The sequence below is a fragment of the Streptomyces sp. NPDC002566 genome (assembly GCF_042889585.1).
Lineage (GTDB): Bacteria > Actinomycetota > Actinomycetes > Streptomycetales > Streptomycetaceae > Streptomyces.
Window position 1 is genome coordinate 477,432 of the sequence record NZ_JBIARD010000004.1, and the last position, 24,605, is coordinate 502,036.

The 24,605-nt window shown below is 70.3% G+C and carries 13 protein-coding genes; 7 read left to right on the top strand and 6 right to left on the bottom strand.

Features of this window, described 5'->3' with window-relative positions; translation table 11 throughout:
* Positions 1-95: 95 nt before the first annotated feature.
* Both ACFYXA_RS19350 and ACFYXA_RS19355 read left to right on the top strand, forming a co-directional pair.
* Complete coding sequence (locus tag ACFYXA_RS19350) at positions 96-1,727, top strand: phospho-sugar mutase (RefSeq protein WP_389034246.1); 1,632 nt, start codon at positions 96-98, stop codon at positions 1,725-1,727.
* 299 nt (positions 1,728-2,026) lie between these two features.
* The gene (locus ACFYXA_RS19355) at positions 2,027-2,629 is read left to right on the top strand and encodes a HEAT repeat domain-containing protein (RefSeq protein WP_389034249.1); all 603 of its coding nucleotides are present in this window, start codon (positions 2,027-2,029) and stop codon (positions 2,627-2,629) included.
* Between the two features lie 61 nt (positions 2,630-2,690).
* Here the strand turns inward: ACFYXA_RS19355 and ACFYXA_RS19360 are convergent, their stop codons facing one another.
* The 4 genes from ACFYXA_RS19360 to ACFYXA_RS19375 form a co-directional block, all read right to left on the bottom strand.
* A complete protein-coding gene (locus ACFYXA_RS19360; RefSeq protein ID WP_389034252.1) occupies positions 2,691-3,197 on the bottom strand; it encodes a DUF4265 domain-containing protein in 507 nt (168 codons plus the stop codon).
* Positions 3,151-13,842, bottom strand: a complete 10,692-nt coding sequence (locus tag ACFYXA_RS19365) for a LamG-like jellyroll fold domain-containing protein (protein WP_389034255.1) — start codon at positions 13,840-13,842, stop codon at positions 3,151-3,153. The genes ACFYXA_RS19360 and ACFYXA_RS19365 overlap by 47 nt, the downstream gene beginning before the upstream one ends.
* 184 nt (positions 13,843-14,026) lie before the next feature.
* Complete coding sequence (locus ACFYXA_RS19370; RefSeq protein ID WP_389034258.1) at positions 14,027-14,644, bottom strand: BMP family ABC transporter substrate-binding protein; 618 nt, start codon at positions 14,642-14,644, stop codon at positions 14,027-14,029.
* 359 nt (positions 14,645-15,003) lie between these two features.
* Positions 15,004-15,729, bottom strand: a complete 726-nt coding sequence (locus tag ACFYXA_RS19375) for a PH domain-containing protein (RefSeq protein ID WP_352250622.1) — start codon at positions 15,727-15,729, stop codon at positions 15,004-15,006.
* A gap of 668 nt (positions 15,730-16,397) precedes the next feature.
* Here ACFYXA_RS19375 and ACFYXA_RS19380 point away from each other — a divergent pair.
* The 4 genes from ACFYXA_RS19380 (at position 16,398) to ACFYXA_RS19395 (ending at position 22,063) form a co-directional block, all read left to right on the top strand.
* Positions 16,398-17,201, top strand: a complete 804-nt coding sequence (locus ACFYXA_RS19380) for an IPT/TIG domain-containing protein (protein WP_351095181.1) — start codon at positions 16,398-16,400, stop codon at positions 17,199-17,201.
* Positions 17,202-18,728: 1,527 nt separating this feature from the next.
* The gene (gene deoC, locus ACFYXA_RS19385; RefSeq protein ID WP_130441707.1) at positions 18,729-19,691 is read left to right on the top strand and encodes a deoxyribose-phosphate aldolase; all 963 of its coding nucleotides are present in this window, start codon (positions 18,729-18,731) and stop codon (positions 19,689-19,691) included.
* Between the two features lie 5 nt (positions 19,692-19,696).
* Entirely contained in the window at positions 19,697-21,154 is a 1,458-nt protein-coding gene (locus ACFYXA_RS19390) for an aldehyde dehydrogenase family protein (protein WP_130441396.1), read from the top strand.
* Positions 21,155-22,063 (top strand): aldehyde dehydrogenase family protein, encoded by a 909-nt coding sequence (locus tag ACFYXA_RS19395; RefSeq protein ID WP_389034264.1) that lies wholly within the window; start codon positions 21,155-21,157, stop codon positions 22,061-22,063. It abuts the gene before it with no gap.
* A gap of 88 nt (positions 22,064-22,151) precedes the next feature.
* On the opposite strand, the gene ACFYXA_RS19400 is transcribed toward ACFYXA_RS19395, so the two are convergent.
* Positions 22,152-22,556: a hypothetical protein gene (locus tag ACFYXA_RS19400; protein WP_389034267.1), complete on the bottom strand. Its 405-nt coding sequence runs from the start codon at positions 22,554-22,556 to the stop codon at positions 22,152-22,154.
* A gap of 59 nt (positions 22,557-22,615) precedes the next feature.
* Between ACFYXA_RS19400 and ACFYXA_RS19405 the strand changes: the two genes are divergently transcribed.
* Positions 22,616-23,323, top strand: coding sequence for a uridine kinase (locus tag ACFYXA_RS19405; protein ID WP_351095189.1), 708 nt, complete (start codon positions 22,616-22,618; stop codon positions 23,321-23,323).
* A gap of 271 nt (positions 23,324-23,594) precedes the next feature.
* Here ACFYXA_RS19405 and ACFYXA_RS19410 read toward each other — a convergent pair whose 3' ends face one another.
* Positions 23,595-24,359, bottom strand: a complete 765-nt coding sequence (locus tag ACFYXA_RS19410; protein ID WP_389034270.1) for a SigE family RNA polymerase sigma factor — start codon at positions 24,357-24,359, stop codon at positions 23,595-23,597.
* Positions 24,360-24,605: the final 246 nt, after the last annotated feature.

Genomic DNA, 24,605 nt, shown 5'->3' on the forward strand with positions numbered 1-24,605 from the left:
TGGTGGGCGGGCACAAGCCGGGGGCCTGGGGGCGGAGCCCCCAGGGCCGCCCGCCGTACACACCCGCACGCGCACGAACGAGAGGTTGACCCACCGTGCACGACGACCTGACCGCCCGCGCCCGGACGTGGCTCGCCGAGGACCCCGACCCGGAGACCCGCGAGGAACTCGCGAAGCTCCTCGACGCGGGAGACGCCACCGAGCTGGCCGCCCGCTTCTCCGGCACCCTCCAGTTCGGCACCGCCGGCCTGCGGGGCGAACTCGGCGCCGGCCCGATGCGCATGAACCGCGCCGTCGTCATCCGCGCCGCCGCCGGCCTGGCCGCGTACCTCAAGGCCAAGGGCCAGGGCGACGGCCTGGTCGTCATCGGCTACGACGCCCGCCACAAGTCGGCGGCGTTCGCGCAGGACACCGCCGCCGTGATGACCGGCGCCGGCCTGCGCGCGGCCGTCCTCCCCCGGCCGCTCCCCACCCCCGTCCTGGCGTACGCCATCAGGCACCTGGGCGCGGTCGCCGGCGTCGAGGTCACGGCCAGTCACAACCCGCCGCGCGACAACGGCTACAAGGTCTACCTGGGCGACGGCTCCCAGATCGTCCCGCCCGCCGACGCGGAGATCGCCGCCGAGATCGCCGCCGTCCGCTCGCTGGACGACGTACCGCGTCCGGAGTCCGGCTGGGAGATCCTGGACGACTCCGTCCTGGACGCGTACCTGGCCCGTACGGACGCGGTCCTCGACCCCGCCTCCCCGCGTACGGCCCGCACGGTCTACACGGCGATGCACGGCGTCGGCAAGGACGTCCTCCTCGCCGCGTTCGCCCGCGCCGGCTTCCCCGAGCCGGTCCTCGTCGCCGAACAGGCCGAACCCGACCCGGACTTCCCGACGGTCGCCTTCCCCAACCCGGAAGAGCCCGGCGCGATGGACCTCGCCTTCGCGAAGGCCCGCGAGAGCGCCCCGGACCTGGTCATCGCCAACGACCCCGACGCCGACCGTTGCGCGGTGGCGGTCAAGGACGGCGGCGACTGGCGCATGCTGCGCGGCGACGAGGTCGGCGCGCTGCTCGCGGCCCACCTGGTCTCGCGCGGCGCGCGGGGCACGTTCGCCGAGTCGATCGTCTCCTCGTCGCTGCTGGGCCGTATCGCCGGGAAGGCGGGTCTGCCCTACGAGGAGACCCTCACCGGCTTCAAGTGGATCGCCCGCGTCGACGGTCTGCGCTACGGCTACGAAGAGGCGCTCGGCTACTGCGTCGACCCCGAGGGCGTCCGCGACAAGGACGGCATCACGGCGGCCCTGCTCATCACGGAGCTGGCCTCGCAGCTCAAGTCGGAGAACCGCACGCTCCTTGACCTCCTGGACGACCTGGCCGTCGAGCACGGCCTGCACGCGACCGACCAGCTGTCGGTCCGGGTGGAGGACCTGTCGGTCATCGCGAACGCGATGACCCGCCTGCGCGAGCACCCGCCGACCACGCTCGCCGGTCTCCGGGTCACCCGAGCCGAGGACCTCACCCGGGGCACGGACACCCTCCCCCCGACCGACGGCCTGCGCTACACCCTCGACGGCGCCCGAGTCATCGTCCGCCCGAGCGGCACGGAACCGAAGCTGAAGTGCTACCTGGAGGTAGTGGTCCCGGCCGCGACCCACGCGGACCTCCCGACGGCACACGCGAAGGCGAAGGCCCTCCTGACAGCGATCAAGCACGACCTGTCGACGGCGGCCGGCATCTGAGCTGCCCCTAGGCAGTCCGGCACCCAACAAATGACAGGCGCCCTGCGTTTCCGCAGGGCGCCTGTCATTTGGCATTCGACCTTCAGAGCTGCATCTCAGCCGCTCCAGATCGAGTAGATCAGGACCCTGACGCACCAGCTCGCCCTCGAACACGTCCCCCCTTCTCCCGGACTAACGCCGCTTCGAGGTCACTGATCGGGCACAGCTCGCAAAGCCCTCGCCGGGGCGCGGCTGACTGGTCTGCGTTTTCCACTTCGTCTAGCGTATGCCGCGCCAGCGAAGAACTTCAGGAGGACCACGTGGCACTGACGTTGGAAGAGGCGATCATTCAGCTGAGCGACAGAGCATCGACGAAACGCCGATCGGCCGCGAAGCGACTGCGCAGACTGGCGGACGAAACGGCGGGTCCACAACTGCTCGCTGCACTGCAATGCGAAATTAACGATCGCCGCACCTGGGAAACTCAGTATGAAATGATTATGGCTCTCGGAGTGTGCAATTACCGGCCCGCCGTTAAATTCATGGCCGATCTGGCCCAGCAATCCACCGACGCCGAAGCGCTGAAATTTGCTTTGGGTGATTCAATCGTACGACTCCGAAGCCCTGAGGAAGGTTTCTCAGCCCCATTAGAATGGTGCCTGAATATTGGGCATCCATCACTGGTCGATGGCGCTCTTCGCGCCGTCGCCACCATGCACGCAACCCTGGACGCCAGAACCATTGAGCGCGTACTGGATTTCCTTGATCTGCTGGATCCCTATGACGGACTACGCTACTGGGCCGCAGTCGCAGCAAGAGAGTGGTCCGGTGACAGAGTCCGCATGTTCTTGGAGGTCTGTGCGAAAGGTCCCCGAACGGACGTGGCCGATGCCGCGGCCACGTCCTTGGGTATCCGACTCTAGTCTCCACGGCAGCTGACAGGAACTACCGCAATCTCCGACATTCTATTTCGCATGCCAAATGTCACACTTCACCCTCCCACCACGCAAGAGGCTCTCCCTCCTCGTCAAACACATTCCCATATTCCCATTCCACCCCATCTTCGGGAAGCTCAGCCAAGAGTGACTCGATCGCTGGAAATCCCACACTGATCGGGAATGTGAGGACCACGAGCGACTCAAGCTCGCCATCAACCCGTCCGCCGACTTGCACCGCTTTCCCCTTAAGGGATTCTATGGCATCGCCATTTATCCCGACGTAAAACACTTGGACGGCGACGTTTCCACCCCGCTTGAGCACCTTCGCGCTCTTGCTGCGCTCGTCGTATTCGATCACATCACCAGCCGCGATGCCCCTGACGAAGCCGGGTGACAGGCGGACAAGGTAGTGGCCGTTACCTACCGACGAAACAGCTACCACCTCATCGGCAGTAGCCCCATGCTCGGACTCCACCTTGAGTCGAATCCCAGCACAGTCGCCGCAGTTAGTCCCATCTTCCGAAGCCAGCACCACAGCCTCCCCTCTCAGCACACGACTTCCCTCTTGTGGGAGCACCTCGGTTCTGGGCGCTGCTGTTGCACGCTGCACCCTCAATACAAAGATTTACCGACTCCAGGTTTCCTCCCTTACTCCTGGGCACGTTTACGTGACCTATCTGAACGTTGTCCGGATTGGTGGTTTTCATGCCGCAGCGCCAGCACTGCAGGACACCGTCGCCCTCTGCCTGCGCTTTGGCAACCATCGCATCTCGAATCGAACTGGGGACATTCTTCTTCGCCGTCGGTCCGCCCCTGCTACCAGCCATCTGGCTCGGCGAAGCGACTTCTCCGTCTCGCAGGACGAACAGCGGAAGCTGGCAGTGCTCCGGTGCACCCGCGTTAGTGTTGTGAACGAGCACGGCAAGGGTGCCCGCGAGTACATGATAAGTGTGCAGTCCGTCGACACTGAGGTCATATGTGACCCGCTGCGCCGTGTACGACTTCACCTCGACGATTCGGGTCGGCGCGCCGTCGGCGTTCTGGAGGGTCTGGCCCGGCTTGAGGTCTGCTGCCTGGGTCCAGCTGTTGCGGCTGACCTCGTAGAACTGGTGGTGCTTGGTGGTCTGGATCGTCTTCTTGCCGGCCTTGGTGGCTACGACGACGTCGACGTAGTCACGGTCGGTCTTGGTGACGATGACCGCTGTGACGCGGTGCTTCTCCTTCTTCTTCTTGCCGGGTTCGGCCGTCAGAACGTAGTCGCCGACCTTGACCTGCGAGATCTGCTTGACCGTGCCGTCGGCCATCAGCACACCGGTCAGACCGGTGAAGCTGTGAGGCACGCGGCAGCTCGCCCCAGGCGTCTCCTCGTCCGACTTGGACGACTTGCCCTTGCCGCCGTACTTGCTCGCCGCCGCTCCGAAGATGCCGCCGACGACCGCGCCCGTCGCCGTCGCCTTGGCCGCGCCGCTCGCGCTGCAGCCTTCCTCGCTCGCCGCGCAGCTGATGCCGTAGCCGACCGCGCCTTCGGCACCGCCGCCCGCGGCGCCCATGGCCGCGCCCTGCGCCACCTTGCCGCCGACGCCCGCCAGGAGGCGACCCACCGCGCCGGAGGCCGCGCCGCCCACGGCGCCGCCGACGGCTCCGGTCAGGGCGCCGACCGCCATCGAACCGAGAAGGCCACCGACCGACTTGGGGCCGTCGCTCATCATGTAGCCGACGCCGTTGGCCGCCGCGCCCGCCAGGGCCGCGCAGGCCAGGGCGCCACCGCCGAGAGTGGCTCCCGTGCAGCCGGCGAAGACCACCACACCCACAGCGACGGAGACGATGGTCGCCGCGTGCTGCTTGACGTAGTTCGCTGAGGCCTTGGCTGCCTTCTTCAGGCCTCTGCCTATCTTCTTGGCCGCCTTCTTTCCGGCCGCCACCGCCTTCTTGGCGACGTGTTTGACGGTTTTGGCGACCGCTCGTACTGTCCGCTTGGCCTTCTGGACCACGCGGTGGACCTGGCGTTTGGCGTACTTGTAGGTCCGCTTGGCGTATCTCTTGACCTTCTTGACGCTGTCCTGGACGTACCGCACCGCCTTGCGCACCGCGCGGTGCGCCTTGCGTACGGCTTTCTTGACCGTGCGCTTGACGGTCTTCGCGACCTTGCGGACCGTCTTCGCGGCCTTCTTGACCGCGGCCTTGCCCTTCTTCCAGGTCGACTTGACGGCCGACTTGGCCTTCTTGGTGACCTTCTTGACGGTCTTCTTGAAGCTCTTCGCCAGCCCGCCGATGGACCAGTGGCCCGTCGGGTCCATCTCCGTCATCGGGTTCTGGTTGGCGAAGGAGTAGCGGTTGGCGTTCACCGACGCCGGCAGCGGGCTGTTGGACGCCGTGTCCCGGCTGTTGAACTGCCCGGTCTCCGGCGAGTACCAGCGCGCGGCCATGTTGACCTTGGCCGTCTCCGGGTCGGTCCAGCCCGACTGATAGCCGAGGTTGCCCAGCATGCCGGTGGTGGCGGTGACCTTGCCGAACGGCGCGTACGTCGTCGAGCCGGACAGCGTCTCGGCGGCGTCGGTGAACTGGGCCACCACGTCGTCGTGGAGGTCGGTCCACACCAGCACCGACGACAGCGCCGTCTTCACGCCGGCGAGCGAACCGTCCGCCCCGCGGCTGTAGACGGCGTGACCGTCGGAGGCCACGTCGTTGCCGAGACCGCTGTACCGGAAGGAGAAGGCCTCGGCGCCGGTCCCGTCCTTGGCGCTGAGCACCCGGTCGAGGCCGTCGTAGGCGTACGTGCGGTCGCCCTCGCTGATCACGCGGTTGAAGGCGTCCGCCTTGACCGACGTCTGCACGCCGCTCTCGTCCGTCGTGGTCTTCATCGTGCCGCGCGCGGTGTACGCGTACGTGGAGTGCCCGTCCGAGGTGAGGCGGTTGCGGGCGTCGTAGGTGTAGGTGTCGCCGCCGACGCGGGTGCGGTTGCCCGAGGCGTCGTAGCCGTAGACCTCCGTGGACGTCCCGTTGTTCCACGACGTCAGGCGGTTCGCCCAGTCGTAGGTGTAGGTGTTCGTCGACGCGCCGGCGACTCCCGTCGTCGTCTTCGACGTCAGGTTGTCGTTCTCGTCCCAGCCGTACGCGAGGGACGCCACCGTCTTGCCGGTGGGCGAGGTCAGCTTCTCCGACGTCGGCCGTTGCAGCGCGTCGTAGGAGAACTCCCGCTTGGCCTTTCCGTCGCCCAGGTCGATCTGCTTGACCTTGTTGTCGACGTCGTAGACGTACGTCATCGTCGAGCCGGTGGCGCCGTCGACCTGCGTCCTGAGGCGGCCGGCCGTGTCGTAGCCGTACGTCGAGGTGCCCGAGGCGTCCGTCCGGGACGTCATCGCGCCGTCGCCGTCGTAGGCGAAGGACGAGGAGCCGGACGGCCCCGACGTCGACAGGAGCAGGCCCCGGTCGTCGTACGTGAACGTGTCCCTGCCGGTGTCGGAGTCCGTGCCCGTCACCGAGGTGACGCGGTCGTCGGAGTCGTAGGCGTAGGTGTGGTCGACCGTCTCGGCCTCCGCACCCGTGCCCGACTGCTTCACCAGCCGGCTCTTGGCGTCGTACTCCTGGGTGACGACCACTCCGCCCGGGGAGCGCTGCTCCCTGGCCCGGCCGGCCGCGTCGTACACCGTGGTGAAGGTGCGGTCGGCGAGGTCGGGGTGGGCCGGGGTGGACGGTTCGATCACCGACTCGGGCAGCCCCCACGTGTTGTAGGTCGTGATGAACGGGTTGCCGCGGCCGTCGGTGAAGCGCGTGGGGTTGCCCGCCACGTCGTAGCCGTAGGTCGTGGTGATGGACTCGGTGGCCGAGACGGGTTCGACCGCCTTGGTGACCAGGCCCGTCGGGTCGTACGTGTACGTCGTGCTGTGCCCGCGGGGGTCGGTCGCCGACACCGCGTTGCCCGCCCGGTCGTACGCCGTGCGGCTGGTGCGCAGCACCGCGCCCGCCGTGTCCAGTTCGCTGGTCTGCGTCAACTGGCCGTAGCCGTCAAAGGTGTTGCGGGTGCTGGTGCCGTCGGGGTTCGTCGCGGTGAGGACGTCGCCGTCCATGGTGTACGTGAACTTGGAGGTGTTGCCGGCGCCGTCGGTCACCTCCGTGACCTCGCCGAGCGCGTTGTACTTGTAGGACTCGGCAACCCCCGCCGCGCTCACGGTCCGGGACAGGTCGCCGCCCGGCGCGTCGTACTCGTTGATCGACGTGTACGCCCGCTGTGTCGGCTGCCGCACGACGTCCGTGCTGGTCAGCTCGCGCCCGAGGTAGTCCCACGTCGACTCCTCGCGCGCCCCGCCGGGCCGGGTGGCCGACAGCAGGTCGCCGTTGGTGGAGTAGACGAAAGTGGACTTGCCGCCGCCGGGTTCGGTGACCGAGGCCACGTCGCCGAGCTGGGTGTAGGTGTACGTCGTGCGGTTGCCCAGCGGGTCGACCTCCGCGGTGACCTGGCCGAGCTTGTTGTACTCGTTCCAGGAGGTCGCGGTGACCGGGGTGCCGGCCCCCGGCGCGGTGTAGCCCGGGGACGTGGTCGAGGTCTCCTGCCCCTCCGCGTCGTAGGCGACGGTCGTGACGTTGCCGAGCGGGTCGGAGGTCTCCGTCGCCTCGCCGAAGGTGTTGTAGCCCGTCATCGAGATCGGGCGGACGGAGGTGGCAGCGCCGCCTCCGGTCTCCGCGTCGACGGCGGGCTCGGTGACCGTGGTCTGCTGGGCCGCCTCGTCGTAGCCGTAGTCGGTGGTGTTGCCGGCCGCGTCGGTCATGGACGTGGGCAGGCCGCGCTGGTCCAGCTTCCACGTCGTGGTGCGGACCGAACTGCCCGCCGCGGGAAGCGTGCCGCCGTACACCGCGGACACCTGGGAGGCGGTCAGCGCCTCGCCGTAGACCTGGACGTCGGCGATGGCGGCCTGCGTGTTCTCGGCGTAGGCGCCGTTGTACAGACGCCGTCCGAGCTGGAGCGGTCCGGTGGCCTCCCAGGGGGTGGTGAAGGCGGTCGTCGTCCCGGACTGGGCGCCGTTGACGTACAGCTTCAGCGACGCGGAGGCCTGGTCGTACACACCGGTGAGGTGGGTCCAGACGCCCGACGTCACCGCCGAGGTGCCCGAGGCGGCGCGAATGGTCGCCGCGTCGGTCGCGTCGGCGGCGTGCCGGTTGAAGGTCCAGCCGTACGCCGTGGAGTAGTACAGCTGGAAGCCGCTGGCGGTCTTGCCGTCCTGGGCGACGACGTCGCTGTTGGCGCTGGTCGAGTTGAGCTTGACCCACGCCGACACGGTGAAGCTGCCACCGGTGTTGACGGCCGGGCCGCTCGACTGGGCGTAGGAGCCCGCGCCCTTGATGACGACCGCTCCGCCCTTCTCGGTGGAGCGGGTCACGGCGCTGCTCAGCGTCAGCTTGTTGTTGCCGCCCGAGGAGTCCTGGGCGGTGGGGCCGCTGGTCTCGGACAGCTTCCAGCGGGCCGCCGGGGCGGTGGTGCCGTCGTGGACGGTGGTACCGGTGATGTTGCCGAGGTTGTCGTAGCGGGTGTCCACCCGGTCGGTGTCACCGGTCGCCGGGTCGGTCTCGGACTCGGTCACGACGTTGTCGTCCGGGTCGTAGGAGACCTTGGTGGTGCGGTTGACGCCGGTCGGGTCGAGCACCGACGAGGTGACGCGGTCGGCAGCGTCCACCGCGAACGTGGTGGTGGTGCGGCCGTCGTTGGTGACCTGCTTGATCAGGTTGCCAGCCAGGTCGTAGGTGTTGTCCTGCTCGACGAACTGCTTGCCGGTCGCCGGGTCCTTGCGCACGACGGACGCCGTGAGGCCGTCGTCGGTGTAGGTGTACGCCGTCACCCAGCCCATGGCGTCGGTGAGGGAGGCGAGGCGTCCCGCCGGGTCGTAGGCCCGGGACTCCTGGACCAGGGTGCTCGGCGACTTCGGGTCGTTCGGGTCGCCGGTGTGGTTCAGCAGGCTGGTGGTGAGCGGCCGGCCCTCGGCGTCGAAGGCGTAGACGTTGACGTTCCCCTCGGGGTCGGTCTCCTTCACCTTGTTGCCGTAGACGTCGTACTCGAAGGACGTGGTGTCGCCGCCCGGGTCGGTCCGCGAGGCGAGCCGGTTGTAGGCGTCGTACGTCATGGACGTGGTGCGCGAGGCGTCTCCGCCGGTCAGGTCGGCGACGGTCTGCGACAGGATGTTGCCGTCGTCGTCGAAGACCGTGGTCGACTTCGCCTGGTGCCTGGCGCCGGTGACGCGGTTGGTGACCTGGGGGCTGGTCTCGGTGACGACCTGGTCGTTCTTGTCGTACGTCCAGGAGGTGGTGAGGCCGCTCGGCTGGGCGTCGGAGATCTCCGTCTTGCTGCTCTGCCTGCCGATGTCGTCGTAGGTGTACCTGACCTTCGCGCCGTTGGCGTCGACGGCCTCGGCGAGGTCTCCGCTGGCGAAGTAGACGTACTTGGTCCGCTTGCCGCCGGGAGTGGTCACCGTGTCCATCAGGCCGGCCGGCGCGAGGGCTGTGCCGCCCTCGGCGGCCGGCGTCGACGCCGTGGTGTAGGTCGTGGACGCCGTACGGCCGCCCGGGTGACCGGCCACGGGCGGGCCGGTGACGGTGAGCAGGTTGCCGCCTGCGTCGTAGGTGTAGCTGGTCAGGTACGTGTTGTCGGTGGCGGACGCGGAGCGCGCGTCCCGCTCGGTGAGGAGCAGGTCGTTGCGCGGGTCCATCGCCGGGAAGGCGGTGGTGGCGTCGGGGTAGTACGTGTAGTACTCGGTGGCGCACTTGTCGGCGGCCGTGTCCTGGCAGTCGGTCTGCGAGACCGTGTTGCCGCGGACGTCGTGACCGGTGATGCTCCGGTTGCCGTTGGCGTCGGTCACCGTGTGCAGGAAGCCGGAGGTGTCGTAACCGTACGTCGTCCGCTTGCCGTTGGTGTCGATCGCGGCCAGCGGACGGTTGCCCATCTCCGCGTCGTACACGTAGGTCAGGGTCTTGTCGGTCGGGTCGGTGAGCGTGACCGTGCGCACCGGTGCGACGCCGGACGACGCCTTGTAGGCGGACCAGTGCTGCTCGACCTGGTCCTCGGTGAGGGCGTGGTCGTAGGCCGCGACCTCGGCGATGGAGCCGTTGAAGAAGCTCACGTCGCCGGGCGAGCTGAACCACTTGTTGAAGCCCGCGCCGACGAACGTGCGGGTGTTGGACTGGTCGTTGACCCCGCTCGCGAGGTCGCCCTGCTTGACGCCGTCGACGTACAGGGTCTGCTTGGCGCCGTCGGCGGACAGGACCGCGTGGTGCCAGACGTTGTCGTTGACGGCCTTCGTGGACCCGAAGTCAGCGTTCGCGTTGCCTGAACTCCACCAGTGGCCGCGCAGCTTGCCGTCCGCGCCGACGTACAGCGTGGGGGTCCAGGTGCCGGACGGGGCCGACAGGGTCGGCGGCTGCGACTGGTCGGACAGGAGCGCGCCGGGCTTGGCGGTCTTGAACCAGAGCTCGACGGCGCGGGCCGAGGAGCCGTGCCAGGGGGTGTACGGGATCTCGGCGTAGGAGGAGGTGCCGTTGAAGGAGGCCGCGGTCACGTCACCGGCGCCGAACGGGCCGGCCACGCCCTGTGTGACGGTGCTGTTGGTGCCGAAGCCGGTGTGCACCTCGTTCGCGGCCTGCGGCGCGCCGAGGGTGTCGGCGAGGCGCCAGTACCCGGTCGGGGCGGAGCCCATGACCGCGGAGCGGTACACCTGCGAGGAGCCGGTGACGGTGGACGGGTTGAGCTTCCAGACGCCGCCGTCGCCGTCCGTGACCTGCTGGACGAGGTCGTCGGTCGTGCCGTACGCGACCTTCGCCTGGACCTTGCCGCCGGGCGTGGTGATCTTGTCGAGCAGTCCGGTGGACCGCTTGGCGGCCTGGTACTGCGCGGTGATCGCCGACAGGTCGAGGGGCTCCGAGTAGATCGCCACCTCGGCCATCTGGCCGGTGTAGTGCCCGAGCTTGTCACCGGCGTTCATCGCCGGCCAGCCGTCGGTGTTCACGCCGGCGCCGAGCGAGATCCAGGGCTGCTCCCAGTCGTTGATCGTGCCGGTCAGCGAGCCCTGGGCGACGCCGTCCAGGTACAGGGTCTGGCTGCTGGCCTGCCCGGTGAGGACGGCGTTGTGCCACTGGCCGTCGGTGACCGTGGCGGTGGAGACGGCGGTGGGGCTGCAGCTCGGCGACATGGCGAGGCAGCCGCGCAGCTTGCCGTCGGTGCCGACGTAGACCGCCGGGGTGTTCTTGGTCGTGTTGGCGACCGGGTCCGAGTCGCTGAGCGGCTTGTCGCCGTAGTAGAAGAGGACGCCTCCGGGCGTGGTGGTCCTGAACCACAGGGAGACCGTCATGTACGACGGCGTCGCGCCGGGCGCGGACGGCATCTCGACGTAGGACGTGGTGCCGTTGAAGGTGGCCGTCTTCTGGGTCGAGCCCGCCAGCAGGGAGGAGCCGCCCAGGGTCACGTCGTGGTAAGTACCGTTGTAGCGGCCCTGGTTGGTGTCCACCGTGTCCTTGGCGACGGTGGTGCCGCTCGTCTCGCCGAGCCGCCAGTAGGCGTAGGGGTCGGCGTCGAGGACGGTGGTGCGGTAGTGGTTGCCGGTGGCGTAGCCGTACGTGGTGCACTTGGCGGGGCTCGCGGGCGGGCAGACCGAGGTGAGCTGGTCGCCGGAGTAGCCGTACTTCCAGGTCTGGACGGTGGTCGTGTCGCCCTTGACCGAGGGGTCGGTGGCGACCGAGTCGACGTGCGCGGCGCTCGCGCCGGCGGGGGTCGTCCAGGTCAGCGTCAGGGACCGCTTGGCCGTGCTGTTGGTTATCTTCGTCAGCTGCTTGGAGGCGTTGTAGGTGAACGTCTCGGCGCGGCCGGCGTAGTCCTTGATGCCGGAGATGGCGTACGTGCCCGCCTTGGCCGTGGCCTGCTTGAAGGCGTACTCGGTGAACTCCTTGTCCGTCAGCGTGTATCCGCCGGTCACCGCGAGCAGCCGCGCGTAGCGGCCGAGCGGGGGCTGGAACGTGCCGTCGGTGTTGCGGCCGAAGGCGACCTGCTCACCGCCGGGGTAGGTGACGATCACGCTGGTGACGGTGCCGGAGGGGTCCTTGACCTCGGCGGCCTTCATGTCGGCGACCGTCGACCAGCCGGCGCCGAAGGCCTGGTCGGTGCGCGGGTCGAGGCTGTTGTAGGAGCGGTCGATCTGGAGCGAGGGGCCGACGACCTCGACGTCCGCGTCGGTGTCGTCGGTGGTGTAGTTGCCGTCCGAGGGGTCGAAGTCGTGCCCGTCGGTGTTCTGGGCGAGGCCCGAGGTGACCGGCGGCTGCGGTACGGCGGTGGTGAAGCGGCTGGAGTAGGTCACTTCCTGGTAGCCGTCGGTCACGCCGACGTACCAGGCGTAGTTCTTGGACCACTTGAGCTTGCCCGCGGGGATCTTCCAGCTGCCCTTGGCCAGGGCGCCGGACGTGACGACGGGGGTGGTGCTGCCGGAGTCGGCGTCGTACACCTCGAAGGTGTAGGTCAGCGTGGGGTTGGGCCACTTGTCGGCGTCGCTGGCGTAGACCAGCAGCTCCGGCTGGAGGGTGTTGGCCTGGAAGTTCTCCGGCGGATACTGGGCGTTGACCTGCGGCTGGGTGTTGGCCGCGTAGGTCAGGTCGAGCGAGGGGCGCATGGCGGCGTTCGCCGAGTCGTCGGAGTGGAACCGCTTCCAGTGCAGTCCGTCGGACGTCGGCGCGGCCATCGCCAGGCCGTAGTTGGCGCCGCCGGTGGCGACCTGCGTGAACCAGGGCGTCGACAGCGTGACGGGCATCTTCACACCGACGTCGGCGCTGCCGTCGCTGTTGCTGCACGAGGCGCCGGGGGCGACGGTGGCCGTGCCGATGGCGGCGCCGTAGGCGGGGCCGGGGTAGGCGGTGGTCGTCGAGGGCGACCAGGACTGCGTCACCGGGTACACCGAGAACGGCTTCGCGGTGCACGACGAGGACCACAGCGCGTACACGTTGAGGGTCGCGGCGGAGACCTTCTGACCGGCGATCTTGGAGCTCAGCGTGGAGAACTGAAGGAAGGAGTTGGCCTTGTTGGTGCCCGAGTCGTACGAACCGACCTTGATCTGGGCCTCGTTGGAGCGGTTGATGCTCGCGTCGGACTGCACGTACGTCGCCTCGCTGGAGGCGACGACCGTCGTGGGGTCGACGGTGACGGGGTAGACCCGCTCGGGGTCGTCCAGCCAGGCCCGGTCGGCGGTCATCCGCAGCGCCGGCTCGCCGTCCACGGTGGTGAGTTCGTAGGAGACCTGCTGCGAACGCGTGCCCTCGCCCGAGCGGGGGTCGATACGGGAGTCGACCATGAAGGCGTGCGGGATGCTCGCGGTCACCTTGCCGTCGGCGCCGGTGAACTCGACGTCGCCGTTGGCGGCGAGGCGCGGGGTCAGTCCCTTGGCGTCCAGCCGGAACACCCAGGAGTCGGCCGCGTCCTTGGAGTGCAGGACTACGTTCTCCTTGAACCCGTCGGCGGTGGGGACGAGTTCCACGTCGGTGCCGGGCAGGACGCCGGCGTAGACGAGGGTGCCGTCGCGCTTCTCGGCCGCCGTGACCTCGCGGGCGCCCTGGAGGGTGTACGACAGCGCGCGGCCGTCGCCGAGTTCGACGGAGGCCAGCTGTTCGTCGCCGGAGTCCGGGGCGAACTCGACGTCGAGGGAGTTGGCTTCCTGTGTGAACCGCCCGTCCGTGTCCTTGACCAGGCCGGTGTCGATCGGCTGCCAGGTGCCGTCGGTGTCCTTGAAGTTGGCCCGGCCGGTGTAGTGGCGGACCGTGGTGGAGCCGTCGGCGTTGACGAAGTAGTCCGACGTGGCGGTGGACTTGGCCGCGTCGCGCTCGCTGGTGGCGGGGTCGAAGCTCTTCGCCGTGGCGGTCGCGGAGCCGGTCGTGACCTTGTCGGTCTCGTCCACGGGCCGTTCGTACGCGTCGAGTTCCCCCTTGCCCTCGCCGGGCGCGCGGCCCACCCCGTCGTCGGCGCTGGTGGCGGCGGTGGAGGCGGTGTGGCTCTTGCCCTCGGCGGTGCCGCCCTGCTGGTCGGGCGTGTCGAGCGGCGACTCGCCGGCCCACTCCCACAGGCCGGACAGCGACAGCTTCGGCATGCTCAGCGCGGGCATCGTGGCGCCGGTCGCCGCCGCCGTCTCGGTGGTGAGCGTGAAGGAGAAGAAGACGAGAACAGATAGCGCCGTGGTCCTCATCCTGCCCCTGCCGGTACGACCCGGCGGAAACAGGCGAGCACCACGCCCCCGTTGCTTGCGCATGGACAGCCTTTACGTGGTCCTTACAGAACCTCGCAAGGTTTGCCTATTCACGAACAAAATTTCTACACGGGATCCCCATGTTTATGTGATCTTTACTGACTGGTGATCAGTTTGCGGCTGTTCACGGCCTGTTGTCCGAGGCGGCGTCCCGGATCTCCCGCACCACCGCGGCCTTGAGCCCGTCACCCGGCGGTACGGCGGTGACGTTGCTCTTCGCCGTCGCCACTGCCTCGCCGACCACGACGAACGGCAGCGAAGGATGCTGTCCGGCGACGGCCCGGACGGCCTGCGCCTGCGGTGCGCCGACCGTCAGGACGATCTCGCACTGCCGCTGCACGAGCCCGTTGAGGAACGGCCGGGCGTTGGCCGCCGACTGCTCCCCCGTGACCGGCACATAGCTCACCCTGGCCCGGGTCTCCTCGGACGCCTGCTGCATCCCCTCCCACACCGAGGCGGCGACCGTCCCCTGGGCTATGCCGTCCGCACCGGTCAACAGGCAGGCGTCGACGTCCCGGTACTGCCGGGCCCTCGGATCGGGGGGCCGGTTCGCGTCGTCGTCCCCGCCGAAGAGCAGCCACAGGCCACCCGCCAGGGCGAGCAGCGCGACGGCCACTCCGCCCGCCAGCCGGCCGCGGCGGCCCCGCACCAGGCCGGCCACCCGGTTCACCAGGGCCGGGGCCCACGCCCCGCGCCCGGGGTTCTGCTTGCTGTTGCTGCGCCAATTGCGCCGGGTCTTCATCGGAAGGCCCCCTCGATTCTCGGAACGGTGCGCCTGGGCACCGGTGACTGACTGGACGGTAGGCGTCGCGGGCCCGGTCGGGCGGCGCGGGGTGCGCGCCGGCGGTAGCACCCGCAACGGCGACGCCCGCGGCAGGAGCGCCCCGGACGGGAACGTTCGCGGGCGTACATCCCACGCGGCACGCTGCCGCGTACAGCCCACGCGACGCGCGACGCGTACGGGTCACGCGGCACGCCGACCGCGGGGCCGGGCGCGGCAGACGTCAGCCGGTCGCGCCGGGGCGTCGCCCCAGGGCCCTCGCCGGGCGCGGGGGCGTCACGTCGCGGGCCCTCGGCGGTGGGAGGCGGGTCGCGTCGTGGTTAGCCCAGGCCGAGCAGGATGCCCAGGAGCACCGCGCCCGCCGCCGCGGGGCCCATGATCTCCCAAGCCCAGCGGATCGTCACCTCGCCCTGGGCGCCGGCCGCCTTCCCGCGTGCCTCGCGCAGGAGCCGCAGCTCGTGGATGATCTTGTCGCCCTCGGCTCTCACCGGGCCCTCGGGAACGCCCGTACCGGTGCGCGCGTTCGCGCCGCGCGCGGTGGGTTCGCCGCCGCCGGGGCCGCCGAACCCGCCCAGGCCGCCGGTTCGACGGCCGCCGCCGCGTCCCTCGCGGTCCGCCGCCGTCTTGGCCTCCTGCCGGTGCGCCTTCTTGCGGCCGCGCAGGGAGACGGGGATCGCCCACAGCTGGAACTTCGCCCCGGCGTGGGTGACGACCTCGTTGGAGTAGCCGGACCGGAGGGAGTCGACCTCGCCCCAGGGCAGTGCGATCACCCGGAACGGGTTGCGCACGCGCAGCCGGTCGTCGTTGGCGTACACCGCGGGGCGGACCGTGAACGCGACGATCAGCGGCACCAGAAGGAGCAGCGTCGCCAGCGCCAGCCACGGCGTGCGGCCCTTGCCGACGAGGATCGCGTCGAGGCCGAGCCAGCCGACGAGCCCGAGCAGCAGCACTCCCGCCGCGATGCCGGCGGGGGACCGGTAGATGCGGTCCTTGGACTCGGGCGCCGGGGGCCGCGGTGCGGGTGACTGGTCTTCCGGGGTCGTCATGCTCCCGATTCTGCCGCAGGGCCCCTCGGCGGGCCGACCCGCCCGGACGCCGGGCGCCCGAGCGGCGGCTGAGCGGCCGAAACCGTCCGTGAGCGGGAACGCCGGCCCCCTCGCGCCCGCGGCCCGACTCCCTCGCACCCCCCGGCTCGTCCCACTCACCGCCTGGCCCCCTCTTCCACACCCGCGCGGGGATGAAACTCCCGCCCCGCCGTGAACAAGGGCGCACACGGGCGCATCGGAAGGCCGTTACGGGCCGTACGGCGTCGGCGCAGGTCTCACGCCCCGCCATACGGGTGATGTTCCGTCAGCTCTCTTGTCACTCCCTCACCCGCATGGATCAATGGACATACCGGTGGGCGGCCCATCCCATTCGGGGTAGCGCGTATCGCTGATGCCCGCGACCTGTCTCATGTGCGTCCGTCGCACATGCATCTGCGCCGCAGCCCATGCCCGAGAGCTGGACGACAGGTCTTCGGCGGCTTTTCGAAGGCCGTCACAGCGCCCAGATCGTGGCCTCTGATCCCGGCACCCTGATCGTCCGACGTCCCGACTCGGGCCGTCCCCCTGCCCGTGCAGCCGTGCCGACCCCGGCCCGGAACCACGCCGGCACCCGCGCGGCGCGAGCGACGTACCTCGCACACACCACAACCTCGTCCAGGAGGACAGCCATGTCTGCATCCCTGCTCCCCATCGTGTCGTCGCCGACGCTGATCGCCGCCGTGCCCGGCTTCGGGCCGACCGCCGGCGGCAACAGCGTCCTGCTCATCGGCACCAACCTCGGCGGCGCCACCTCGGTCACCTTCGGGGGCACGCCCGCGACCATCGTCTCCCAGGACCTCTTCGGCTTCCTGATCACCGTGGTCGCGCCGCCGCACGCCGCCGGCAACGTGCCCGTCGTCGTGACCACCCCGGCCGGCGCCAGCACGCCCGCGAACTACACCTACGTGGGACCGGTCGTGCCGTCGCCCCCGACGGTCCTCGTCTTCACCCCGCCGACCGGCCCGACGACCGGCGGCACGCCGTTCACGATCGTGGGGACGAACCTCACCGGTGCGAGCGTCACCTTCGGCGGCGTTCCCGCCGTCGGCGTGACCGTCGTCGGGGGCGTCCTGCTCACCGGCGTCACCCCGCCGCACGCCGCCGGGAACGTCCCCGTCGTCGTGACCACGCCCGCGGGCAGCACCACCGTCGCCGGCGGGTTCACCTACGTCGGTCCGCCGCTGCCCACGGCGGTCTCCATCACCCCGTCGGTGGGCGCCACCGTCGGCGGCACGCCGATCGCCATCGTCGGCACCAACCTCGCCGGGGCCACCGTGACCATCGGCGGCGTCCCGGCGACCAACGTGGTCGTCGACGCCACCGGCACGGTGCTGGCGGCCCTCACGCCCGCCGGCGTGGCCGGTAACGCGGCGGTCGTCGTGACGACCCCGGCCGGCAGTGTGACCGTCTCCGGCGGGTTCACCTACGTGTGACAGACGCGCGTGCGGGCCGGACGGCGATCGACGTCCGGCCCGCACGCGTGCGTGCGTGGGGCTGCAAAATCGATCCTTCCCGGGAGTCTCAAGGCCGGCGGGGCCACCTTCTCCATTAGTGGTCGATGACGCATACACCGGACAATATTGTCGGTAATGGAATAGTGAACCATGCCCGCTCATGGAATGCGCTCCTGAATACGCCCCTCCGATCGGGTGACGGGGACACATATCCCTTGCGGCATATTCCGCATTCTGCGTCACTGGAGGCATCCAACCGGTGGGCAGCCCAACCTCTCCGGGGGGCGCGGTGTCCGGTCCGGCCGCTGTCTGCCTTGCGCGTAGGGCAGCCCAGCATCGGGCTCGACGCCGCGATGGGCACCCCCCGAGAGGAATGGATCCCCCAGCCGGCGTCATTTCCTTGGCGCCGGCTGGGCGGTTGGTCATCTACCCCGCGAAAGTCCGCGAAACGGCCCTGACGGGCGGTGAGGGTAATTCCCCCGGTCAAGGCGCGGTAATTCAGATATCCGCCGGTGTTCGACACTCCGGCGATGACCTCACCCCTGGTGGCGCTCCCCCCTTTTTTCGCCATTCCGGCCGGTTCTCGACGGAAGGCCACCGCGCGCCGGTTCTTGGGGGCGGCCACCGCAGCGCCGATTCCCGCCGGGAGGCCACCGCAGTGCCGGTTCTCGGCGGAAGGCCACCGCAGCGCCGATTCCCGCCGGGAGGCCACCGCAGTGCCGGTTCTCGGCGGAAGGCCACCGCAGCGCCGGTTCCCGCCGGGAGGCAACCGCGCCGCCGGTTCTTGCGGGAGGCCACCGCGGCGTCGGTTCTCCGTGGCGGCCGCCACAGCGCCGGTTCTCGACGGGAGGCCACCGCGGCGGCGGTTCCCGCCGAGAGGCCACCGCGCGCCCGTTCATTGGGGGCGGCCGCCGCCGCGCCGGTTCCCGCCGAGAGGCCACCGCGGCGGCGGTTCCCGCCGAGAGGCCACCGCGCGCCCGTTCTTGGGGGCGGCCGCCGCCGCGCCGGTTCCCGCCAGGAGGCCACCGCGCCGCCGGTTCCCGTCGGGAGGCCACCGCGCCGCCGCTTCTTGACGGGAGGCCACCGCGGCGCCGGATCTTGGGGGCGGCCACCGCAGCGCCGATTCCCGACGAGAGACCACCGCACCGCCGCTTCTTGACGGGAGGCCACCGCGGCGCCGGTTCTCGGTGGCGGCCACCGCAGCGCATGTTCCCGACGAGAGACCACCGCACCGCCGGTTCTCCGTGGCGGCCACCGCCACGCCGGTTCCCCACGAGAGGCCACCGCGGCGGCGGTTCTCAGCGGGAGCCCGCCGAGGCATCCGTCCCGACGGAGGTCACCGCGGCACCCGTTCCCGACGGGAGGTCACCGCGGCGTCGGTTCCAACGGAAGCCGTCGCGACACCCACCCACCGCCGGAGCCACCGCACGCCACTCCGGGAACCGCCCCGGATCCCCCGCCGGGGTGTACACCCGCTACGCGCGTAGATATGCTCGTCTGGTGACCATGCCCACCAATGCACCCACCGCAGCTCACGCACTCGCGGACGTCACGACGTCCGACAGCTCGCTGCGCCGCTTCCTCCACGGGCTGCCCGGCGTCGACGCGGTCGGCCTGGAGGCGCGCGCCGCATCCCTCGGCACCCGATCCATCAAGACGACCGCGAAGGCGTACGCCATCGACCTGGCCATCTCCATGGTCGACCTGACGACGCTGGAAGGCGCGGACACCCCGGGCAAGGTCCGGGCGCTCGGCGCGAAGGCGGTCCACCCCGACCCCACCGACCGCACCACGCCCGCCACGGCCGCGGTCTGCGTGTATCCGGACATGGTGGCCGCCGCCAAGGCCGCCGTCGCCGGCTCCGGTGTGAAGGTGGCCTCCGTCGCCACCGCCTTCCCGGCCGGCCGCGCCGCGCTCGACGTCAAGCTGGCCGACGTCCGTGACGCCGTCGCCGCGGGCGCCGACGAGATCGACATGGTCATCGACCGCGGCGCGTTCCTCGCGGGTAAGTTCGGCAAGGTGTACGACGAGATCGTCGCCGTCAAGGAGGCCTGCGGCGACTCCGCCCGGCTCAAGGTCATCTTCGAGACGGGCGAGCTGTCGACGTACGACAACATCCGCCGCGCCAGCTGGATCGGCATGCTCGCCGGCGCCGACTTCATCAAGACGTCCACCGGCAAGGTGGCCGTCAACGCGACGCCCGCGAACACCCTCCTCATGCTGGAGGCCGTCCGCGACTTCCGCGACCGGACCGGCGTCCAGGTCGGCGTGAAGCCCGCCGGCGGCATCCGCACCACCAAGGACGCGGTCAAGTTCCTCGTCCTGGTCAACGAGACCGTGGGCGAGGACTGGCTGGACAACCACTGGTTCCGCTTCGGCGCCTCCTCGCTGCTGAACGACCTGCTGATGCAGCGTCAGAAGCTGGCCACCGGCCGCTACTCCGGCCCCGACTACGTGACGGTGGACTGATCACCATGGCATCCGCATTCGAGTACGCCCCGGCTCCCGAGTCCCGCTCGGTCGTCGACATCGCGCCGTCCTACGGCCTGTTCATCGACGGCGAGTTCGCCGACGCGGCGGACGGCAAGGTCTTCAAGACGGTCTCCCCGTCCACCGAGGAGGTCCTCTCCGAGGTGGCCCAGGCCGGCGCCGAGGACGTGGACCGGGCCGTACGGGCCGCCCGCAAGGCGTTCGGGAAGTGGTCGGCGCTGCCGGGCTCCGAGCGCGCGAAGTACCTGTTCCGCATCGCCCGCATCATCCAGGAGCGCAGCCGTGAGCTCGCCGTCCTGGAGACGCTGGACAACGGCAAGCCGATCAAGGAGACCCGCGACGCCGACCTGCCGCTGGTCGCCGCGCACTTCTTCTACTACGCCGGCTGGGCCGACAAGCTCGACCACGCCGGATTCGGGCCCTCGCCCCGGCCGCTGGGCGTCGCCGGCCAGGTCATCCCCTGGAACTTCCCGCTGCTGATGCTGGCCTGGAAGATCGCCCCGGCGCTCGCCACCGGCAACACGGTCGTCCTCAAGCCGGCCGAGACCACTCCCCTGTCCGCGCTGTTCTTCGCGGACATCTGCCGCCAGGCGGGCCTGCCCCGGGGCGTCGTCAACATCCTGCCCGGCTACGGCGACGCGGGCGCCGCGCTCGTCGCCCACCCGGACGTGGACAAGGTCGCCTTCACCGGCTCCACCGCCGTCGGCAAGGAGATCGCCCGCACGGTCGCCGGCAGCCACAAGAAGCTCACGCTGGAACTGGGCGGCAAGGGCGCCAACATCGTCTTCGACGACGCGCCGATCGACCAGGCCGTCGAGGGCATCGTCAGCGGCATCTTCTTCAACCAGGGCCAGGTCTGCTGCGCCGGCTCGCGGCTGCTCGTCCAGGAGTCGATCCACGACGAGCTGCTGGAGTCGCTGAAGCGGCGGCTGTCCACCCTGCGCCTCGGCGACCCGCTGGACAAGAACACCGACATCGGCGCGATCAACTCCGCCGAGCAGCTGGCCCGGATCACCGCGCTCGCCGACCAGGGCGAGGCCGAGGGCGCCGAGCGCTGGTCGCCGGCCTGTGAACTGCCCACGTCCGGCTTCTGGTTCGCGCCGACGCTGTTCACCAACGTCACCCAGGCGCACACCGTCGCCCGCGACGAGATCTTCGGCCCGGTCCTGTCCGTCCTCACCTTCCGCACGCCGGACGAGGCCGTCGCCAAGGCCAACAACACGCCGTACGGCCTGTCGGCGGGCATCTGGACGGAGAAGGGCTCGCGCATCCTCGCGGTGGCGGGCAAGCTGCGGGCCGGCGTCGTCTGGTCCAACACGTTCAACAAGTTCGACCCCACCTCGCCGTTCGGCGGTTACAAGGAGTCGGGCTTCGGCCGCGAGGGCGGCCGGCACGGCCTGGAGGCGTACCTCGCCCCGTCGAGCCCGGAGGGCGAGCGATAAATGAGCACAGTCGATAAGTCCGAGCAGCAGCGTCTCAGCGTCTTCAAGACCTACAAGCTGTACGTCGGCGGGAAGTTCCCGCGTTCCGAGAGCGGCCGGGTGTACGAGGTGAGCGACTCGAAGGGCAAGTGGCTGGCGAACGCGCCCCTGTCCTCCCGCAAGGACGCCCGGGACGCGGTCGTGGCCGCGCGCAAGGCGTTCGGCGGCTGGGCGGGCGCGACGGCGTACAACCGGGGCCAGGTCCTGTACCGGGTCGCCGAGATGCTCGAGGGCCGCAAGGGCCAGTTCACGCACGAGGTCGCCGACGCGGAGGGCCTGTCGAAGTCGAAGGCCGCCGAGCAGGTGGAGGCGACGATCGACCGCTGGGTCTGGTACGCGGGCTGGACCGACAAGATCGCCCAGGTGCTGGGCGGCGGCAACCCGGTCGCGGGGCCGTACTTCAACCTGTCCTCCCCCGAGCCGACGGGCGTGGTGGCCGTCGTGGCCCCGCAGCAGTCGTCGTTCCTGGGCCTGGTGAGCGTGCTGGCCCCGGTGATCGCGACGGGCAGCACGGCGGTCGTGGTCGCCTCCGAGAAGGCCCCGCTGCCCGCCCTCTCCCTCGGCGAGGTCCTGGCCACCTCCGACGTCCCCGGCGGAGTGGTCAACGTCCTCTCCGGCCGTACGGCGGAGCTCGCGGCGCCCCTCGCCGCACACCAGGACGTCAACGCGATCGACCTCGCGGGCGCGGACGAGGCGCTGGCGAAGGAGCTGGAGATCGCCGCCGCGGACAACCTGAAGCGCGTCCTGCGTCCACAGCCTGTGGACGACTGGTCCGCCACCCCGGGCATCGACCGCATGACGGCGTTCCTGGAGACGAAGACGGTCTGGCACCCGACGGGATCGCTGGGCGCGTCGGGCTCGTCGTACTGACACCCGCGTCGCACGCCGTACAGCGCAGGCCGGGTCTCTCGGACGGAGAGACCCGGCCTGTTCGGGCTGTTGGCCCCGCGGGAGGCGGTCAGGCGCGCAGCAGGCCCGCCGCCTGGCCGACCACCGGCATGCTCCCGAAGGACTCCGCCTGGGCCACCGGGCCCGTCAGCATCTGGGACGTCAGGGGCTGGAAGTCGGCGACCTGGGTGCCCACGCCGTTGTCGAGGGGGTCCACCCCGGTGCCGGCGAGGGGGTTGGGCTTGAGGTCCGTGACGGGGCCGGTGGCGTAGCCGACCGCGCCGGTCATGGCCGCCAGGGCCGCCTGCGGGTCCACCTCGCCCAGGGAGGTGGGGCGGGTCTGCGCGAGGTCCAGGCCCGGTGCGGTGTCGGCGGCGGCGGTTCCCGCGCCCACGCCCAGTGCCGCCCCCGCCGTGGCGAGGGCGACCAGGGCGCGCCGGCCGGCGGGGTTCTTGGGGGAAGCGTGTCGTGCCATCGGGGCGCCCGCTTTCTGGTGCGTTCGGTGATCGGGTCGACACGAAGGGTAGTTGGGGTGTGACGCGCGCTGCAAAGCCGACCCGCGGGGTCGTGACCGGGCCGGTCGATGCCTCACACTGGTGTCCCGTGAGTTCCCATCCGCCCATACCCGCGCGCGTCGTGCTGCTCTGCGGCCCTTCCGGCTCCGGCAAGTCCCTTCTCGCGGCCCGCTCCGGCCTTCCGGTGCTGCGGCTCGACGACTTCTACAAGGAGGGCGACGACCCGACCCTGCCGCTGGTGGCGGGGAGCTCCGACATCGACTGGGACCATCCCGGCTCCTGGGACGCGGACACCGCGATCGCCGCGATCACCGAGCTGTGCCGCACGGGCCGTACCGGCGTCCCCGTCTACGACATCTCCCTCAGCGCCCGCACCGGTGTGGAGTCGGTCGACATCGGGCGGACCCCGCTGTTCATCGCGGAGGGCATCTTCGCCGCCGAGATCATCGGCCGCTGCCGTGAACTGGGCGTCCTGGCCGACGCGTTGTGCCTGAGCCGCGGTCCGGTGACGACCTTCAGGCGGCGCTTCCTGCGGGACTTGAAGGAGGGCCGCAAATCGGTCCCCTTCCTGCTGCGGCGCGGCTGGCGTCTGATGCGGACCGAACGCTCCATCGTGGCCCGGCAGTCGGCGCTCGGCGCGTACGCCTGCGACCGTGACGAGGCCATGGGCCGCCTGGCCTCGGCGGCGGCGGGCCGGCGCGCGCCGACGACGCGTACGGCGGTGTAGCGGGCGTACGGCGGCCCGCTCGCGACAGCACGGAAGCGGGGCTGGACGGACCCCCCGGCCCTCCAGCCCCGCTTCTTCGTGCTCCCCCGTGTTCCCCCTGTTCCCCCGTGTTTCCCCCGTCCTTGCGCCCGCGTGTCCCCCCGCAGGCGCTGACGGCGTGGTGCGCGGTACCGCTCTCCCGAGCTTCCCCCGTCGGGTCCCCCCGGTACCGCTCCCCCGTGATTCCCCCGTGCACCGGCTTCCCTGAACGGAGCCGGCTCCCCCGTTCACCTCAGGCGACGAGCTCGCCGAAGGCGTCCTCCTCGTCACGGCCGAAGCTGAGGACCTCGTCCTCGCGCAGCCGGCGGAGCGACCGCCAGATGCTGGACTTCACCGTGCCGACACTGATGCCGAGTATCTCCGCGATCTCCGGGTCGGTGCGGCCCTCGTAGTACCGCAGGACCAGCATCGTGCGCTGGAGTTCGGGCAGCCGGGCCAGCGCCTGCCACAGGACGGCGCGCAGTTCGGTGCCGCGCATCGCGTCCGTGTCGCCGGCCGTCTCCGGCAGCTCCTCGGTCGGGTACTCGTTCAGCTTGCGGCGGCGCCACGCGCTGATGTGCAGGTTGGTCATGGTCCGGCGGAGGTAGCCGCCGACCGCGGCCTTGTCGCTGATCCGGTCCCACGCCCGGTAGGTCGAGAACAGCGCGCTCTGCAGCAGGTCCTCGGCCTCGAACCGGTCCCCGGTGAGGTGGAACGCGGTCGCGTACAGGGAGGCGCGGCGCTCCTGGACGTAGGCGGTGAACGCCGCTTCGGCGTCCGCTGCCTCCGCCAGGGAGCGGCGCTCCCCCTGGTCCTCCCCGTACGCGACTCCCCCGTCGGTCGCCCCGGCGCTCTCCCCCGAGCGCCCGTCGACCACGGACATGAAGGTCGTGTGCTGACGTCCGGTGCTGCGAGCGCACCCCCGCCCGCTCGTGACACCGGACTTCTCAAAACCCCGGTGCACGTCGTGCAGACGCGTGACCACTGCGCTGTTGCTCAGCCCGTGCAGCGTGTTCATCTCGCGCCCCCCGTCGTGGACTTCCGGTGTTTCGGTCTCTTGTTCCGTGCGGTTCACCGCCGGCGTTCCGCTCCCGGTCTCTCGCCTTCCGGCTCGCTTCCGGTCCTGCTTCCTTGCCTGTGCCGAAAAGCTTGCCGGGGTCACTTCATCGCCGTGTCCGCCGACTGTCACAGACCTGTCACAGGGGTCCCTCACGGCGACACCACAGATCGTTCACACGAGTCGGTGCCACAACCGTCGTGCCCC

Bases quoted from the DNA above. Each gene is read 5' to 3' on its own strand.
- ACFYXA_RS19410 (WP_389034270.1), bottom strand. From the start codon at position 24,359: ATGAACACGCTGCACGGGCTGAGCAACAGCGCAGTGGTCACGCGTCTG.
- ACFYXA_RS19365 (WP_389034255.1), bottom strand. From the start codon at position 13,842: ATGAGGACCACGGCGCTATCTGTTCTCGTCTTCTTCTCCTTCACGCTC.
- ACFYXA_RS19400 (WP_389034267.1), bottom strand. From the start codon at position 22,556: ATGGCACGACACGCTTCCCCCAAGAACCCCGCCGGCCGGCGCGCCCTG.
- ACFYXA_RS19375 (WP_352250622.1), bottom strand. From the start codon at position 15,729: ATGACGACCCCGGAAGACCAGTCACCCGCACCGCGGCCCCCGGCGCCC.
- deoC (WP_130441707.1), top strand. From the start codon at position 18,729: ATGCCCACCAATGCACCCACCGCAGCTCACGCACTCGCGGACGTCACG.
- ACFYXA_RS19370 (WP_389034258.1), bottom strand. From the start codon at position 14,644: ATGAAGACCCGGCGCAATTGGCGCAGCAACAGCAAGCAGAACCCCGGG.
- ACFYXA_RS19395 (WP_389034264.1), top strand. From the start codon at position 21,155: ATGAGCACAGTCGATAAGTCCGAGCAGCAGCGTCTCAGCGTCTTCAAG.
- ACFYXA_RS19380 (WP_351095181.1), top strand. From the start codon at position 16,398: ATGTCTGCATCCCTGCTCCCCATCGTGTCGTCGCCGACGCTGATCGCC.
- ACFYXA_RS19390 (WP_130441396.1), top strand. From the start codon at position 19,697: ATGGCATCCGCATTCGAGTACGCCCCGGCTCCCGAGTCCCGCTCGGTC.